The organism is Comamonas humi (assembly GCF_054782535.1).
Genome location: NZ_BAAGSH010000007.1, coordinates 260,711 through 276,997, shown reverse-complemented (window position 1 = coordinate 276,997; position 16,287 = coordinate 260,711). Strand labels below are relative to the sequence as shown.

Below are 16,287 nucleotides of genomic sequence, written 5' to 3'. Positions count from 1 at the left end.
AGCTTGCTGATAGCATGCCGCGAGGGTGTGGGTTTTGTAGCAAATTGAAAAAAGATAGAGAGGAGTCCACCGTGGTGTCAATGATGTCGCTTTTCAAGCGGCAGCCGCCGGCGCTGCTTGGAATTGACGTAAGCGCATCCAGTATCAAGCTGGTGGAGCTTGGGCGCAGTGGCAACGATAGTTACATCGTGGAACGCTGCGCGCAGGAGTTGCTGGAGCCGGGCTGGGTCACCGAGTCCGGTATCGAGCGCTTCGACGAGGTTGCCGACTCGCTGCGTCGGCTCGTCAAGAAAAGCGGTACCCGGACCAAGCAGGCCGCGCTGGCCTTGCCGCTGTCGGCCGTCATCCAGAAGAAGATCATCCTGCCGGCAGGTCTGTCCGAGCAGGAGATGGAATTCCAGGTCGAGTCCGAGGCCAACCAGTACATTCCCTTTTCGCTGGACGAGGTGAACCTCGATTTCTGCGTCATCGGGCCTACCGCCAATTCGGTGGGCGATGTCGACGTGCTGATCGCCGCTGCGCGCAAGGAAATGGTCCAGGACCGCCAGGGCCTGGCCGAGGCTGCCGGGCTGAAGCCCGTGGTCATCGAGATCGAGTCCAATGCCTCGGCCCTGGCCGCGAAACGCCTGATGGAGAACATGCCGAGCAAGGGCAAGGATGCGTTCGTAGCCGTTTTTGAAATAGGTGGGCACGCTTCGTTCATGCAGATTCTCCATAACGGAGAGGTGCTGTACGAGCGCGACCAGACCTTCAACGGCAACCAGCTGACGCAGATGATCATGCGCCAGTATGGCTTCTCGCAGGAAGAGGCAGAGCAGAAAAAGCGCAGCAACGACCTGCCGGCCGACTATAGGAAGGTCGTGCTGGATCCGTTTGTCGAGAATATCGCGGTCGAGGTGGGGCGGGCCCTGCAGTTCTTCTTCACCAGCACGCCGCACAATCGGATCGACCATATCTTCTTGGCGGGCGGATCGGCGGTTCTGGATGGCCTGGTGGAGTCCATCATCCAGACCACTGGCTTTGCCGCCTCGGTGGTCAATCCGTTCGAGAACATGGCGATGCACAACGCCTCGAGGAATCGCGGCAAGGGCGGCGGCTTCTCCACCTACCTGACGGCCTGCGGCCTGGCTTTCAGGAGGTTTGGCGCATGATTCTCATCAATCTGCTGCCGCACCGGGAGCTGGCCCGAAAGCGGCGAAAAGAAGCATTCAATGTCGCGCTGGTAGGCGCCGCTTTGGGTGGGTTGCTGATTTCCGCCGGTATTTACCTTGTCTATCAATACTATATTGAAGAACAAGCAGCGAGAAATCAGTATCTGAAATCGGAAATCAAGGCACTGGATGCCAAGATTGCCGATATTGCCAAGATCGACCAGGAAATCACGGCGCTGCGGGCGCGGCAAAAAGCGGTGGAAGACCTGCAGGCCGACCGCAACCTGCCCGTGCACCTGCTCAATGAGCTGGTGCTGCAGCTGCCGGACGGTGTCTATGTGGAGAGCATGAAGCAGGTGGACCAGACGGTCCAGATCCAGGGTGTGGCGCAATCCAACGAGCGGGTCTCGGAGCTGCTGAACAACCTCGCCAACAACACCCCCTGGCTGTCCAAGCCCGAACTGGTGGAGGTGGTTGGCACGGTCACCCAGCTCAATACCAAGGAAAAGCGGCGGGTGGCGGGCTTCAATCTGCGCTTCAAGCTGGTGCGTTCCAGCGAACTGAACCAGGATAACAACAGCGGAGCGCAGAAGAAAGAGGGTGCCCATGGCTAAGAAGGGAGTAGCCCTGGGCGAATACGCCCAGAAATTCCAGCAGCAGTTCCGGAACCTGGACCCCAAGGATCCTTCGGTGTGGCCGGCCGTGCCCAAGGCGCTGATGCTGATGTTGGTGGCGGCCATCGTCATCGGCCTGGCTTGGTATGCCTACCTCAGCGATTTCGAGGACAGCCTGCAGGCAGGCCGGGCCGAGGAGCTGAAGCTCAAGGACCAGTACAAGGACCGTGCGCGCAAGGCGGCCAATCTCGAAGCCTTGAAGAAGCAGCGCGAGCAGATCCAGCAGTATGTGATCCAGCTTGAAAAGCAACTGCCGAGCAAGGCGGAAATGGCGACCCTGCTGTCCGATATCAACCAGGCCGGCATCGGGCGCAGCCTGCAATTCGAGCTGTTCAGGCCCGGACAGGTGCTCGTCAAGGACTACTACGCCGAGCTGCCGATCTCGATCAAGATCAATGGCAAATACCATGATGTGGGGGCGTTTGCCGCAGACGTCGCCAACCTGTCGCGCATCGTCACGCTCAATAACGTGAGCCTGACGCCCAGCACGAAGGACAGCGATACGCTCACCATGGAAACCACGGCGCGCACCTTCCGGTATCTGGACGAGCAGGAGATCGCCCAGCAGCAAAGCGCCAGTAGCAAACAGAAGAAGAAATAGGGGGGGCCATGAATTCTTGGTTCAGATTCTGCTGGCTTCCGTGCCTGGCATTTCTGGTGGTCGGCTGCAGCGACGAGCAGGAAAACCTGCAGCAATGGATGCAGAACGAAAAGGCCAGCATCCGGCCGTCGGTCAAGCCCATTGCGCCGCCCAAGGAATTCGTGCCGCAAAGCTATATGGCGTCTGCGGCACTGGATCCTTTCAGCAAGGAGCGTCTGGCGTCGGTGATGCGCGGCAGCGCCGCCGTCAAGGACAGTGCCTCCGACGCCCTGGTGGCACCGGAGCGCGCCCGCAAGAAGGAGCAACTGGAAAGCTACCCACTGGATAGTTTCTCCATGGTGGGATATCTGCACAGGAATGCATCCGGGGTGGCCTTGGTGAAGCTGGACGGGCTGATCTACCAGGTGACCAAGGGAATGCACATGGGGCAGAACTACGGCAAGGTCATCAATATTTCTGAGAACGCCACGACCTTGCGGGAAGTTATACAGAACGGGGTAGGCGAATGGATAGAGAGGGAAGCAGTGCTGGAGCTGCAGGAGGCCAAAAAATGAAAAGAGCAAACGGGTGGAGTCATTTGGCATGGGCCAGCATATTGATGCTGTCGGTCAATGCATTTGCGGCGGGAACGATTTCCCGTATTTCCACCACCGTGCGGGACGGTGTGGAAATGGTCAAGATCGAAACCGATGCCACGCTGCTCGAAAGCCCGCAGAGCTTTGTCATTGATAACCCGCCCAAGGTGGTGCTGGATCTTCCTGGCTACCAGAATGGAGCCGGTACCAACAAGATCGAAGTCAACCAGGGAAATCTGCGCCATATCAATGTGGTGGATGTGGGCTCCAAATCCCGTATCGTGCTCAATCTGAAAAATGCCGCTAGCTTCACGACCAATATCGAGGGTGGCGATCTGGTCATTGCGCTGCAAGGGTCTGGTCTCGGCAAGGCGTCTAAATCGAATCTCGAGAAATTTGCCGACGATGGCAATCCCGATGCGCTGCCTTTGAGCGATCTGGATTTTCGTCGGGGCGCCGACGGCGCAGGGCGATTGATCGTGGGCCTGCCCAATAACCGTGTCGGCGTGAATATCAGCAGGAAGGCCGAAGGGCTGACGCTGGATCTGCAGCACGTCACCTTGCCCGAGGGGCTGCAGCGCAAGCTCGATGTGGTGGATTTCGGTACGCCGGTTCGGATGGTCAGCGCGGCACAGCGGGGGAATGGTGCTGTCATCGAGTTGAAAAACACTGGGGAATGGGAGCACAGCGCGTACCAGAGCGACAACCAGTTCGTCGTGGAGGTGCGGCAACGCCGGGTCGATCCGAACCGTCTTGGCTCCGGTGGCTCGTTCAACGGCGAAAAACTGTCACTGAATTTCCAGAACATCGAGGTACGTTCGCTGCTACAGGTCATTGCCGACTTCACCAATTTCAATATCGTGACGTCAGACACCGTCAATGGCTCGCTGACGCTGCGGCTCAAGGACGTGCCCTGGGACCAGGCCCTGCAGATCGTGCTCGATGCGAAAAGCCTGGGCATGCGCAAGTCCGGCAATGTGCTGTGGATCGCCCCCAAGGACGAAATCGATGAGCGCATCCAGAAGGACCTGGATGCGGCCGCCAAGATCATCGAAAAGCAGCAACTGCAGACCGAGGCCTTCCAACTGAACTATGCCAAGGCCGCGGCGCTCGCCCAGCAACTGGGCGGTACGGGCGGTACGGGTGGTGCCGCAGGTGGCGCGGCTGCCGGTGCGCGCGGGCGCTTCCTGTCGCCCCGCGGCTCCGTCATGGCCGAGCCCCGAACCAACCAGCTCTTCATCACGGATATTCCGCCCAAGATCGAGGAGTTCAGGAAACTGCTGGCGACCTTGGACATTCCGGTGCGCCAGGTCATGATCGAGGCGCGGATCGTGGAGGCCCGGGACACCTTTGGCCGGGCCTTGGGCGTGCGCCTGGGCGGTGGAGACCTGCGTGCCAATCGGGGGGGCGATGGCGGCTATGGCATTGGTGGGAATAACCGCATGGCAATCGGCACCAGCTACGACAACGCCGTGGCGAGCAGCGGCATGGGGGGAACGACCAGCAGTGGCGGCAACTTTGTGAATTTGCCGGCGGTTCTGGCGGGGGCACCTACGGCAGGTTCATTTGCCCTGTCCATTTTCAATTCAGCCGCCAACCGATTTCTATCGCTGGAGCTGTCTGCCATGGAGGCTGACGGCAAAGGGAAAATCATCTCTAGCCCGCGCCTGATTACGGCCGATCAAACCAAGGCGTTGATCGAGCAGGGTACGGAAATTCCTTATACTGCGTCAGCTCAAAACGGTGCTACTACCATAGAGTTCAAAAAGGCAGTATTGAAGCTGGAGGTGACACCGCAGGTGACGCCTGAGGGGAGTATTATTCTGGACCTTGATGTTGCCAAGGATTCCAGAGGGGTGGATTCTGGTGGTGGATCTCCGCCCGCCATCGATACCAAGCACATCAAAACCCAGGTGCTCGTCGAGAACGGCGGCACCGTGGTAATCGGCGGCATTTTTGAAATGCAGGAAACCCAGTCCACCAACAAGATTCCCGTGCTTGGGGATCTGCCGGTATTGGGAAATCTTTTCAAGAACAATACACGTGAATCGGAAAAGAGGGAGATGCTGGTATTCATTACGCCAAAAATGATTTCTGACAAGGGTGAAACTCGATAATTATTGATAGGTAGTTGTATATGAAATTTCTTTTGAAAACCTTGGTAGCAGCCATGCCAGTATTGCTGGCTGCTTGTGGTGGCGGTGGAGGCAGCTCGGGGGAGACGCAGGCGCCTTACACGATCACGCTGCGTACCGATAAGGCACAGTTGCCTGTCAACCTGGCCAACCAGAGGCCAAGCCTGGGCGCCTACGCCCCCTATACCACCACGCTGTACGTGGAAGCCAAGAAGAGCGGTGCTCCAATTCCTGGTGGTGAGGATATTTTTGGCTGCAATGTGGCCGGCGGCCTGGATTCTGGCGCGCTCTACTACCTGGATGGCAAGCCGGAGCACGAGACCGAGGTGGATGACGGCAATGGCGGCAAGACCAAGGTGCCGAATGCCTACCGCAGCATCACGCTGGGTTCCAACTCCGGCGGCAACTCGTTCCACTTCCATGCGGGCGACCAGGCTGGCTCGGTGAGCATCACCTGCTCGGTGACCGATCCGCGCGACAAGCAGGTGCGCAGCGCCAGCGTCAACATCCAGGTAGGTGGCGGCGGCACCAATGTGCCGGCCAGCATCGTCTACCAAGCGCAAGCCCCATACTACCTGGGCACGCGCGACAACCCGAACCATCTGCGCAACAACGTGGCCATCGAGGCGCTGGTCATGAATGACGGCAACCAGCGCATCAGCAGCAGCAAGCCCAATGTGCAGCTGAACATTCTGCCGACCACTGCGGCCGATGGCGCCCGCCTGCTGGCCAATGGCCAGACGGGCACCGCGCTGCAGGTGAGCACGTCGGGTGGGGTGGCGCAGTTCTCGTTGTCCAGCGGTGTGAATGCCGGCCTGCTGGCGGTGGAAATGATCACCGACCGCGCCGACAACGACGTGAGCAACGGCATCCAGCAGCCGATCCGCGCGCTGGCCGTGATTCCTGCGGTGCATGCGGTGACGGGTGATCCGGTGATCCCCGACAGCGAGGCCACGCTGACCGTGGAAAACGGCAAGCCCTACACCCATTACCTGGAAGCGTCGGGTGGACTGCCGCCGTACCAGTGGTCCACGACCTCGTCGCTGCCGGCTGGCCTGACGCTGAGCTCGTCGGGTGTGATTTCCGGCACGACGTCGTTGCCGGCCCCCGGCACTTTCACGCTCGTGCTGCAAGTGGTGGACGCCAATGGCGCCAAGGCGACCAAGACGGTGACGCTGAATGTCACCGGCAATCTGCCCGACAAGCCGGTGCAGTTCGCCATCAGCGGCTGTGCTAGCAGCGACGTGAACCAGGCGTGCGCCCTGCCGTCCACGCAAGTCGGCCTGTCGTATACCTACGCCTTCACGGCCACGGGTGGCGACAACGTCAAGTGGAAGATCTCCGGCGCGCCCTCGTGGATGAAGCTCGATGCCACCGGCGATCTCGGCGTCATCACCTCCGGCAACCTGCTGACCTGTGAGGACCGCGGCCGCTACACCTTCACGGTCACGGCCTACAACGACACCAATTCGGTGACCCGCCAGGCTTCGATCGTGGTGCAGGACGATCCGGATCCAGTGGTGTGCACGCCGCCGGTGACGCCGACACCCACCCCGTAAGTTGGCTGTGGTGTCCCCGGTGAGAGGGGGCACGTCGGCAACAGAGAATAAAAGCCTCGCAACGGTGGTTGCGGGGCTTTTTTATGCGCCCATGCCCCCACAAGACCTATGATCGCGGCTGTAGCTCCTACTGCTCCTATTGACTCCCCCATGCATCCCGTCATCACCCTCATCGGATTGCCCGGTTCCGGCAAGTCCACGGTCGGGCGCCAGTTGGCCCGCAAGTGGCGGCTGCCTTTTGTCGACTCGGACCATGCGATCGAGGACATGCTGGGCGGCTCGATCAGGAGCTATTTCGAGAGTCATGGCGAGAACGCGTTCCGCGACGTGGAGGCCAGCATGCTGCGCAGCCTGCTGGAGCGGCAGGAGCCCTGCGTGCTGTCCACCGGCGGCGGCTCGGTGCTGCGCGAGGAGAACCGGCGCATGCTGCACGAGCACAGCACGGTGTTCTACCTGCAGGCCGCGCCTGAGGATATCGCCCGCCGCCTGCGCCACGACACGACGCGGCCGCTGCTGCAGGGCGCCGATCCGCTGGTCCGGCTGCAGGACCTGCTGGCCCAGCGGGCGCCGCTGTATCTGGAGACGGCGCACTACGTCATCGATACCGGCCGCCTGAGCACCACGCAGACGGTGCGCAAGGTGGCCATGCAGGCGGAGCTGGCCGGCGCGCTGCTGCCGATGGCCGACTAGGATTCGGTAGCGACTTCAGCCCTTGGGCTTGCGCTTGGCGGTGGTCAGGTGCTGCACCAGCGCCTGGGTGCGGCTGGCCAGCCGGGCGTGGGGCGCGTTGGTGGCAGCCGGTACCGGCAGATCGGCGCTTTCCTCGGCCAGGCGTTTGGCGGCCTCGCCGGCCGGCAGGGCCGGGCGCAGCAGCACGACCAGGGCACCGGCGCCGCCTTCGGCCGGGCGGGCCTGCACAAAGGCCAGCACCTCGTTTTTCTGCACCAGCCAGCTGTGCACGCGGCTCTTGAGCACCGGCGTGCGGCCGGGCGAGCCCAGGCCCTTGCCGTGCACCACGCGCACGCAGCGCAGGCCGTGGCGGTGCGCCTGGCGGATGAAGGCGCCCAACTGGTCGCGGGCTTCGTCGGTGCGCAGGCCGTGCAGGTCGATCTGGCGCTGGATGCTCCAGTGCCCGGCGCGCAGCTTGTGCACCACGTCGCGCCCGATGCCGCGGCGGCGAAAGCTCAACTGGTCGTCGGTGTCGAGCAGGGTGCTGGCGTCGAAGGCGTCGCTCATGGTCTCCTGCAGCGCGCGCTCCTCGTCCAGCCAGTGCTGCAGCGGCAGGGGGTCGGGGGGCCGGGGCGCCAGGCGCGCGCGGTCGGCCGGGCGCAGGGGGCGGACGGCACCTATGGCACGGCGGAACAGCTGGCGGTCGCGTTCCGATTGCGCCAGCGCGGCTTCGTGCTGCTGCTGGCGCTGCTTTTTCTCGGCGGCGGTGCGCTCCTGCTGGGCGTTCAGGGCTTGCCGCAGTTGGCGCAGGTCGCGCAGCGATGCCGCCATGCTCACACCAGGCCTTCCTGCGCCATCGACAGCGTGGCGCCGGGCGCGACGATCACATGGTCGAGCACGCGCACGTCCACCAGGCCCAGTGCCGAGCGCAGGGTCTGCGTCAGCTGCCGGTCGGCGGCGCTGGGCGTGACATGGCCGCTGGGGTGGTTGTGCGCCAGGATCACGGCCGCGCTGTGGTGGTGCAGCGCGCGGATGACGACCTCGCGCGGGTACACGCTGGTCTGGTTGAGCGTGCCGCGGAACAGCTCTTCCAGCGCGATCAGCCGGTGCTGCGCATCGAGGAACAGCACCGCGAACACCTCGTGCGTGCGGTGCGCCAGGTGCAGCTGAACATAGGTCTTCACGGTATCGGTGCCGTCCAGCACCGGCCGCTGCTGCAACTGCTCGGCCATGGCGCGGCGGGCCAGCTCCAGCACGGCCATCAGTTCGGCGCGCTTGGCCGGGCCCAGGCCCTTGATGCGGCTCAGGTCGGCCAGGCTGGCCTGCAGCAGGCCGGCGATGCCGCCAAAGCCCGTGCCGCCGGCCTGATCGCCGCGCGGCGCCAGCAGCTCGGCGGCGAGCTGCAGCACGCTCTTGCCGGCAAGGCCGGTGCGCAGCAGGATGGCCAGCAGCTCGGCGTCACCGAGCGCTCCGGGGCCGCGGGCCAGCAGTTTCTCGCGCGGTTGGGCGTCCAGGGGCAGGTCTTTGAGCGGCATGTACTGGATATCGCGGAGGCAATGCGTAGGGGAATGCCCAGGTTTTTTACAATAGCGGCCAGTTTATAGGGATTTTCATGACAACCTCCTCGGCCTTCGTTTCGCCTGTTTCGCCCGATGCGCCGGTGGTGCAGGCCGGCTCGTTCCTGACGCTGCACTACCGCATGGCCGGTCCGGCCGGCGATGTGATCAACACCTTCGCCGACAAGCCCGCGACGCTGTCGCTGGGCGCGGGCGAGCTGTCGCCCGCGGTGGAGGAGTGCCTGATCGGCCTGCCCGAGGGCGCGCACACCACGTTCGAGATTCCGGCCGGCCAGGCTTTCGGCGAGCGCAACCCCGACATGCAGCAGTGGGTGGCGCGCAAGCTGCTCAACGAGCTGGGCGATCCGCACGAGCAGTACACCACCGGTGACGTGGTGCAGTTCCCCACGCCCGACGGCATGGGCACCTATGCGGGCGTGGCGCTGCAGGTGCGCGCCGACGGCGCGGTGCTGTTCGACTTCAACCACCCGCTGGCGGGCCAGCCGGTGACCTTCGAAGTCAAGCTGATCGGCGTGCTATGAGCGGGCCGCAAGCCATCGTGCTGGCCGAGCCGCGCGGCTTCTGCGCGGGGGTGGACCGGGCCATCGAGATCGTCGAGCGCGCCATCGAGAAGTTCGGCGCGCCCATCTACGTGCGCCACGAGATCGTGCACAACACCTTCGTGGTGAACGACCTCAAGGCCAAGGGCGCGATCTTCATCGAGGACCTGGCCGAGGTGCCGCCCGGCGCGACGCTGATCTTCTCGGCCCACGGCGTGAGCAAGGCCGTGCAGGCCGAGGCCGAGGCGCGCGGCTTCCAGATCTTCGATGCCACCTGCCCGCTGGTGACCAAGGTGCACGTCGAGGTGGCCAAGCTGGCCAAGGAGGGCTACGAGTTCATCATGATCGGCCACAAGGGGCACCCCGAGGTCGAGGGCACGATGGGCCAGCTGTCCGAGGGCATCCACCTCGTCGAGGACGTGGCCGACGTGGCCCGCGTGGCGCCGGCGCAGACCGAGCGCCTGGCCGTGGTGACGCAGACCACGCTGTCGGTGGACGACGCCGCCGAGATCACCGCCGCGGTGAAGGCGCGCTTTCCGGCCATCCGCGAGCCCAAGCAGCAGGACATCTGCTACGCCACGCAGAACCGCCAGGACGCCATCAAGCTGATGAGCCCGCAGGTGGACGTGGTGATCGTCGTCGGCAGCCCCACCAGCTCCAACAGCAACCGCCTGCGCGAGCTGGCCGTCAAGCTGGGCACGCCGGGCTACATGGTCGACAGCGCCGACGAGATCCAGCCGCAGTGGCTCGAAGGCGCGGCGCGCGTGGGCCTTACGGCCGGCGCCTCGGCGCCCGAGCTGCTGGTGCAGCAGGTGATCGACCGCATCAAGGCGCTGGGCGCCGTGTCGGTGCGAAAGATGGACGGCATCCAGGAGACCGTCAAGTTCCCGCTGCCCAAGGGGCTGAAGATCGACGTCGGCGGGCTGTCGATCACGGCCCGATCCCCGGAGACGGGGCACTGAATAACACTCTTTTTTGATAGCTGCCAGCGCTTGTTATGCAAGCAATTGCAGATGTTTTGATCTTGAAACTGGCGTATAGCAAGCGCCAAATGCTATAAAAAAACTTCAAAGGCTTTTCCCATGCTCGATATTCTGTTGCTTCGCAAAGACCTGGATTCGGTCGTCGCCCGCCTGCAAACGCGCAAGAACCCCCAGGCCTTCCTGGATGTGGACGCGTTCAAGGCGCTCGAGGCCGAGCGCAAGACCATCCAGACCCGCACCGAGGAACTGCAGGCCAAGCGCAACCAGCTGTCCAAGCAGATCGGCGCGCTGATGGGCAAGGGCGAGAAGGACGCCGCCGAAGCCGCCAAGGCCGAGGTCAACCAGGCGAAGGTCGAGCTGGACAGCTCGGCCGCGCGGCTGGAGCAGATCCAGGCCGAGCTGGCCGCGATGCTGGCCGCCGTGCCCAACCTGCCGCACGAGAGCGTGCCGGTGGGCGCCGACGAGGCGGCCAACGTCGAGGTGCGCAAATGGGGCACACCGCGCCAGTTCGACTTCGAGGTCAAGGACCACGTGGACGTGGGCGCGCCGCTGGGGCTGGACTTTGATGCCGGCACCAAGATCACCGGCTCGCGCTTCACCGTGATGAAGGGCCCGATCGCCCGCCTGCACCGCGCGCTGGCGCAGTTCATGCTCGACCTGCAGACCCAGGAGCATGGCTACACCGAGTGCTACGTGCCCTACATCGTCAACGCCGACTCGCTCAAGGGCACGGGCCAGCTGCCCAAGTTCGAGGGCGACCTGTTCGCGGCCAAGAAGGGCGGCCAGGACGGCGAGCCCGTGCCCGACAACGCGGCGCTGTACCTGATCCCCACGGCCGAGGTGCCGCTGACCAACCTGGTGCGCGACACCGTGCTGGCCGAGGACGAGCTGCCCATCAAGCTCACCGCGCACAGCCCGTGCTTCCGCTCCGAGGCCGGCAGCTACGGCCGCGACACCCGCGGCATGATCCGCCAGCACCAGTTCGACAAAGTCGAGATGGTGCAGGTCGTGCACCCCGACCAGAGCTACGCGGCGCTGGAAGAGATGACCCGCCACGCCGAGCAGGTGCTGCAAAAGCTCGGCCTGCCGTACCGCGTGGTGCTGCTGTCCACCGGCGACATGGGCTTCGGCGCCAGCAAGACCTATGACCTGGAGGTGTGGCTGCCGGCGCAGAACACCTACCGCGAGATCAGCTCGGTCAGCAACTGCGAGGCCTTCCAGGCGCGCCGCATGCAGGCGCGCTTCAAGAACGCGCAGGGCAAGAACGAGCTGGTGCACACGCTCAACGGCTCGGGCCTGGCCGTGGGCCGCACGCTGGTGGCCGTGCTCGAGAACTACCAGAACGCCGACGGCTCGGTGACCGTGCCCGAGCCGCTGCGCCACTACCTGGGCGGCCAGGCCGTGCTCAAGGTCTGAGCGGGCCACCTCGCCATGCAAGCAACGGGCCTTCGGGCCCGTTTTTCATGGCCGCGGGGAACAGTCTCCGAGGTGGCATGATCGCGCGGCAATGCTCGCTAGCATCGCCCCTTTGATTTTTGAGGAGACCCGCATGATCACCACTTTCAAGCCGCTGGCGCTCGCCGCCGCCCTGGCCGTCGCGCTCGCGGCCGGCAGCGTGCAGGCGCAGGCACCGGCGGTGCCCGCCGCTTCTGCTGTCACTGCTTCGCCGCAGGCCCAGGCCCTGCACGCCCGCATCGACGAGCGTGCCAAGGCCATCGAGCAGAAGCTCATTGCCTGGCGCCGCGACATCCACCAGCACCCCGAGCTGGGCAACCTCGAGACGCGCACCGCCGCGCTGGTGGCCGAGCATCTGCGCAAGCTGGGCATGGAGGTGAAGACCGGTGTGGCCGTGACCGGCGTGGTTGGCCTGCTCCAGGGCGGCAAGCCCGGTCCGGTGGTGGCGCTGCGCGCCGACATGGACGCGCTGCCGGTCAAGGAGCAGGTGGACCTGCCCTTTGCCTCCAAGGCCAAGAGCACCTACCTGGGCAAGGAAGTGGACGTGATGCACGCCTGCGGCCACGACACGCATACCGCCATGCTCATGGCCACGGCCGAGGTGCTGGCCGGCATGAAGGACCAGCTGCCCGGCAGCGTGAAGTTCATCTTCCAGCCCGCCGAGGAATCGCCCGCCACCTTCGAGCCCGATGGCGAGAAGATCTGGGGCGCCAAGCAGATGGTCAAGGAAGGCGTGATGAACAGCCCCAAGGTCGATGCCGTCTTCGGCCTGCATGTGTCCAGCGCCTACCCGGCGGGCTGGATCGCCTGGCGCCCGGGTCCAGCCATGTCGTCCGCGGACCAGTTCTGGATCGACGTGACCGGCAAGCAGACGCATGGCGCGCGGCCCTGGTCGGGCATCGATCCCATCGTGGCGAGCGCGCAGATCATCACCGGCATCCAGAGCATCATCAGCCGCCAGTCCAACATCGCGCTGGAGCCCGCGGTGGTGACGGTGGGCGCCATCAACGGCGGCAACCGCATGAACATCATCCCCGACAAGGTCTCGATGATCGGCACCATCCGCACCTACGACGAGGGCATGAAGAAGGACATCCACAAGCGCCTGGCCACGACGGCCGAGCACATCGCCGAAAGCTCGGGCGCCAAGGCCAAGGTCAAGGTGGTCGAGCTGTACAACGCCGTGGTCAACCCGCCCGACCTGGTCGCCAGGATGGGCCCCACGCTGGAGCGCGTGGCCGGCCCGGGCAACTTCGGCGTGCAGCCCAAGTCGTCGGCGTCGGAGGACTTCTCGTTCTACCAGCAGGAGGCGCCGGGCATGTTCTTCTACCTGGGCGTGACGCCCAAGGACAAGGACCCGAACACCGCGCCCAACAACCACTCGCCGCTGTTCTACGCCGACGAGTCGGCGCTGCTCTACGGCGTGCGCGCGCTGTCGAACCTGGCGGTGGACTACCTGCTGGCGGCGCAGCGCTGAAAAAGACAAAGCCCGCCGGGCGGCGGGCTTGCAAGAGGAGGAGGGGGCGCCTGGATCAGCCCAGCAGGCCCTTGACCTTCTCGATCGCGGTGTTGGCGCACTGCTCGTCCAGGTGGCCGCCGGGCGCGCCGCCCACGCCCACGGCGCCGATGACTTCGTTGCCGGACTTGACCGGCACGCCGCCGCCCAGCACCAGGAAGCCGGGGATGTAGACCAGGTTGGCCGCGCCGGGGTTCTTCTGCGTGTTTTCCATCATGGCCTGCGTGGGGGCCTTGGCCGAGGCCGAGGTGAAGGCCTTGCGCTCGCTGGCGCCCAGCGTGTGCGGGCCGGCGTTGTCGGCGCGCTGCACGGCGCGCACGGTGCCGGCGCGGTCCACCACGGTGGCGGCCACGGCATAGCCGTTGGCGGCGCAGGCGGCCACGGCGCCGGCGGCGATCTGGTTGGCCAGCTCCAGCGTCATGTTCTTCTCGGTGCGCACGGCGTTGTCGGCGTGGGCAGCCAGGGTGGATGCGGCCAGCAGGGCGGCGACGGCAAAGGCTTTCATCAGGAATCTCCGGTGGTTGATGGGGCGCCCGGCGTTGCCCAGGCGGTACCGCTACTGTAGGAGGACTGCCGCCGGCGCACCAGCCGTACGGCTACGTGTGGCGCTGCGTAGAAATACGGATGGCGCTGGCGCGAACCGGCCCGAGCGAGGCCGGCCGGTCAGCCCTGGCGCGGCGCGCCTTCGGCCACCAGTGCCGCATAGCCGCGCACCAGCTGGGCCAGCGAGTCGCAGGCCAGCTTGGCGAACAGGTTGGCGCGGTGGGTTTCCACGGTGCGCGGCGACAGCGCCAGCTCGCGCGCGATCTCCTTGTTGGTGAAGCCCTCGACGATGTAGGCCAGCACCTCGCGCTCGCGCTCGGACAGCTGCGCATAGTGCTCGCGCGCCGCCTGGTCGGCCTGGCTGCGCTCGCGCGAGCGCACATGCTGGCGCACGGCGTGCTGCAGGGCTTCGAGCAGCTGTTCGTCGTCCACCGGCTTTTCGAGGAACTCGGCCGCGCCGGCCTTGAAGGCGCGGCGGCACATGTCCACCGTGCCGTGGCCGGTGAGCATGATGACCGGCTGGTCCACGCGCTGCGCGGCCAGCGCATCGAGCACCGCCAGGCCGCCCAGGCCGGGCATGCGCACGTCCAGCACGATGGCGCCGATGGCGCGGCGGTCGAAGCCGTCGAGAAAGGCCTGCGGGTCGGCCCAGGCCTGCACGCGCAGGCCCACGGTGCCGATCAGCAGCGCCAGGCTGTCGCGCACGGCCTCGTCGTCGTCGATGAGCTGGATCAGCGGGGATTGCGGTTCGGTCATGGGGCAAGCGGGAGTTCGAGTTCGAAGCAGGCGCCGCGCGCATCGCCGCGGGCATCGGTGCGCACGCGCAGCGTGCCGTTCATCTCGCCGGCCAGGGTCTCGCACAGGCTGAGACCCAGGCCCAGGCCGCCGGGGCGGGTGCTGACGAAGGGCTCGAACAGGCGCGGCAGCAGCTCGGGCGCGATGCCGGGGCCGCTGTCGCAGACCTGCAGCAGGCCCAGGCGGCCCGAGGCCGTGGCCTGCAGCACGATACGGCGCTCGCCGGCGGGCACGGCGTCCAGCGCCTGCAGCGCATTGAGCAGCAGGTTGTGCACGATCTGCTCCAGCGCCACCGGGTCGGCCCGCACCCGCACCGGCGCGCCGGCATCGAACTGCACGGCCACGCCGCGGCGCGCGCAGTCGGGCTCCAGCAGGTGCAGCGTGGCGGCGACGGCTTCCTGCAGCACCACGGCCTGGATGCCGCCGCCGGGCCGCTCGATGGCGCGGCGCAGCCGGCCCACGACCTCGGAGGCGCGGCGCGCCTGGGCCACGGCCTGGCCCATGGCGCTGCGCGCGGTGTCCAGGTCGGGCTCGTCGTCGTCCAGCAGCCGGCGTGCGGCCTGGGTGTTGGCCACCACCGCCGTCAGCGGCTGGTTCAGCTCGTGCGCCATGCCGGCGGCCAGCTCGCCCAGCGTGTTCAGCCGCGCCACCTGGCCCAGGCGCAGCAGTTCCTCGGCCCGCAGCCGGGCGGTGCGCTGGCGCTGTAGCAGGCGCAGGCCCCACAGCAGCGCCGCCAGCGCCAGCGTGGCGGCGGCCATGCGCGCCCAGGGCAGGTCGGCGATGCCCACGCCGCGGCTGGCGACGAGGTCGAAATCCTGGCTGGCCGAGGCCAGCGTCTTGCGCACCGCGAAGCGCCAGGGCCCGCCACTGTCTTGCCCGGGCTGGACCAGGTACTGCTGGCCGCCGCGCTCCAGCGCCACGCGCACCGGGCTGCGCTGCGGGTCCATGGGCCAGTCCTGCCACGGCACGCTGGCGGCGAGGTCGATGCTGAGCGCGTAGCTCACCGGGTCGGCCCCCATCACCAGCCGGTAGCGGCCCGCTGGCAGGTCGACGGCGGCCAGCGCCCCCCGGTGGGCGGCGCGCGAGCGGGCCTCGGCCTCGGCCAGCGCCGGCTCGGGCCAGCGCTGGTCGGCGTCGCGCCGGGCGACGCCCAGGATGGACGGGTAGACGCCGGACAGCCGCTGCTCGGGGTGGCTGCCGTCGCTGCCCACGTCCAGCAGCGCCAGCGTGGCGAGCACGGCGTCGTACTGCACCACCTGCTGGCTCATCAGCCGGTGGGCGATGCGCGCCTGGGTGTCGAAATCCTCGTGCAGCCGGGTCAGCTCGCTGCGCACCAGCCATGCGGCAGCGGCCAGCGTGAGCACCAGCCACGCCAGCCACCAGACGCCATGCGTGCGCAGCCATTGCTTCATGGCGCGGATGGTACGGCTTTTTACAGCGGCATACCTGTCGGCACAGGCAAGCAGCCCTAAAATTGCGCGCCACGAATTTTTCCAGCGGTGCACCAGAACGAAC

General features: G+C 65.8%; 15 protein-coding genes and 1 pseudogene. 11 read left to right on the top strand and 5 right to left on the bottom strand.

Features of this window, described 5'->3' with window-relative positions; translation table 11 throughout:
• Positions 1–71 precede the first annotated feature (71 nt).
• From ACYVKR_RS08475 to ACYVKR_RS08445, 7 genes are all read left to right on the top strand, one after another.
• The gene (locus tag ACYVKR_RS08475; RefSeq protein WP_460480367.1) at positions 72–1,151 is read left to right on the top strand and encodes a pilus assembly protein PilM; all 1,080 of its coding nucleotides are present in this window, start codon (positions 72–74) and stop codon (positions 1,149–1,151) included.
• Positions 1,148–1,765, top strand: a complete 618-nt coding sequence (locus ACYVKR_RS08470) for a PilN domain-containing protein (RefSeq protein ID WP_460480366.1) — start codon at positions 1,148–1,150, stop codon at positions 1,763–1,765. The genes ACYVKR_RS08475 and ACYVKR_RS08470 overlap by 4 nt, the downstream gene beginning before the upstream one ends.
• The gene (locus ACYVKR_RS08465; RefSeq protein WP_460480365.1) at positions 1,758–2,426 is read left to right on the top strand and encodes a type IV pilus inner membrane component PilO; all 669 of its coding nucleotides are present in this window, start codon (positions 1,758–1,760) and stop codon (positions 2,424–2,426) included. The genes ACYVKR_RS08470 and ACYVKR_RS08465 overlap by 8 nt, the downstream gene beginning before the upstream one ends.
• An 8-nt stretch (positions 2,427–2,434) precedes the next feature.
• Positions 2,435–2,980, top strand: coding sequence for a pilus assembly protein PilP (locus tag ACYVKR_RS08460; RefSeq protein ID WP_460480364.1), 546 nt, complete (start codon positions 2,435–2,437; stop codon positions 2,978–2,980).
• Positions 2,977–5,118, top strand: coding sequence for a type IV pilus secretin PilQ (pilQ, locus tag ACYVKR_RS08455; RefSeq protein ID WP_460480363.1), 2,142 nt, complete (start codon positions 2,977–2,979; stop codon positions 5,116–5,118). Before ACYVKR_RS08460 ends, pilQ begins: the two co-directional genes overlap by 4 nt.
• Positions 5,119–5,171: 53 nt before the next feature.
• A complete protein-coding gene (locus tag ACYVKR_RS08450) occupies positions 5,172–6,695 on the top strand; it encodes an Ig domain-containing protein (protein WP_460480362.1) in 1,524 nt (507 codons plus the stop codon).
• Between the two features lie 150 nt (positions 6,696–6,845).
• On the top strand, positions 6,846–7,385 hold the full coding sequence (locus ACYVKR_RS08445; RefSeq protein WP_460480361.1) for a shikimate kinase: 540 nt from the start codon (positions 6,846–6,848) through the stop codon (positions 7,383–7,385).
• A 171-nt stretch (positions 7,386–7,556) separates the two neighbouring features.
• Here the strand turns inward: ACYVKR_RS08445 and ACYVKR_RS08440 are convergent.
• Both ACYVKR_RS08440 and radC read right to left on the bottom strand, forming a co-directional pair.
• Positions 7,557–8,195 (bottom strand): annotated as a pseudogene (locus tag ACYVKR_RS08440) (Smr/MutS family protein); the annotation flags it as partial.
• Between the two features lie 2 nt (positions 8,196–8,197).
• Positions 8,198–8,899 carry a JAB domain-containing protein gene (gene radC / locus ACYVKR_RS08435; RefSeq protein ID WP_460480360.1) on the bottom strand — a complete coding sequence of 234 codons (702 nt, stop codon included), beginning with the start codon at positions 8,897–8,899 and terminating at the stop codon, positions 8,198–8,200.
• Positions 8,900–8,976: 77 nt separating this feature from the next.
• On the opposite strand from radC, the gene ACYVKR_RS08430 reads away from it, so the two are divergent.
• From ACYVKR_RS08430 to ACYVKR_RS08415, 4 genes are all read left to right on the top strand, one after another.
• The gene (locus tag ACYVKR_RS08430; protein WP_460480359.1) at positions 8,977–9,462 is read left to right on the top strand and encodes an FKBP-type peptidyl-prolyl cis-trans isomerase; all 486 of its coding nucleotides are present in this window, start codon (positions 8,977–8,979) and stop codon (positions 9,460–9,462) included.
• Positions 9,459–10,442: a 4-hydroxy-3-methylbut-2-enyl diphosphate reductase gene (gene ispH, locus ACYVKR_RS08425; RefSeq protein WP_460480358.1), complete on the top strand. Its 984-nt coding sequence runs from the start codon at positions 9,459–9,461 to the stop codon at positions 10,440–10,442. Before ACYVKR_RS08430 ends, ispH begins: the two co-directional genes overlap by 4 nt.
• A 120-nt stretch (positions 10,443–10,562) precedes the next feature.
• On the top strand, positions 10,563–11,879 hold the full coding sequence (gene serS, locus ACYVKR_RS08420) for a serine--tRNA ligase (protein ID WP_460480357.1): 1,317 nt from the start codon (positions 10,563–10,565) through the stop codon (positions 11,877–11,879).
• Between the two features lie 133 nt (positions 11,880–12,012).
• Positions 12,013–13,395 carry an amidohydrolase gene (locus tag ACYVKR_RS08415; protein ID WP_460480356.1) on the top strand — a complete coding sequence of 461 codons (1,383 nt, stop codon included), beginning with the start codon at positions 12,013–12,015 and terminating at the stop codon, positions 13,393–13,395.
• A gap of 55 nt (positions 13,396–13,450) precedes the next feature.
• Here the strand turns inward: ACYVKR_RS08415 and ACYVKR_RS08410 are convergent, their stop codons facing one another.
• From ACYVKR_RS08410 to ACYVKR_RS08400, 3 genes are all read right to left on the bottom strand, one after another.
• Positions 13,451–13,939 carry a GlcG/HbpS family heme-binding protein gene (locus tag ACYVKR_RS08410; RefSeq protein WP_460480355.1) on the bottom strand — a complete coding sequence of 163 codons (489 nt, stop codon included), beginning with the start codon at positions 13,937–13,939 and terminating at the stop codon, positions 13,451–13,453.
• A 158-nt stretch (positions 13,940–14,097) separates the two neighbouring features.
• Positions 14,098–14,733, bottom strand: coding sequence for a response regulator transcription factor (locus tag ACYVKR_RS08405; protein WP_460480354.1), 636 nt, complete (start codon positions 14,731–14,733; stop codon positions 14,098–14,100).
• Positions 14,730–16,184, bottom strand: a complete 1,455-nt coding sequence (locus ACYVKR_RS08400; RefSeq protein WP_460480353.1) for a sensor histidine kinase — start codon at positions 16,182–16,184, stop codon at positions 14,730–14,732. Before ACYVKR_RS08400 ends, ACYVKR_RS08405 begins: the two co-directional genes overlap by 4 nt.
• Between the last annotated feature and the right edge of the window lie 103 nt (positions 16,185–16,287).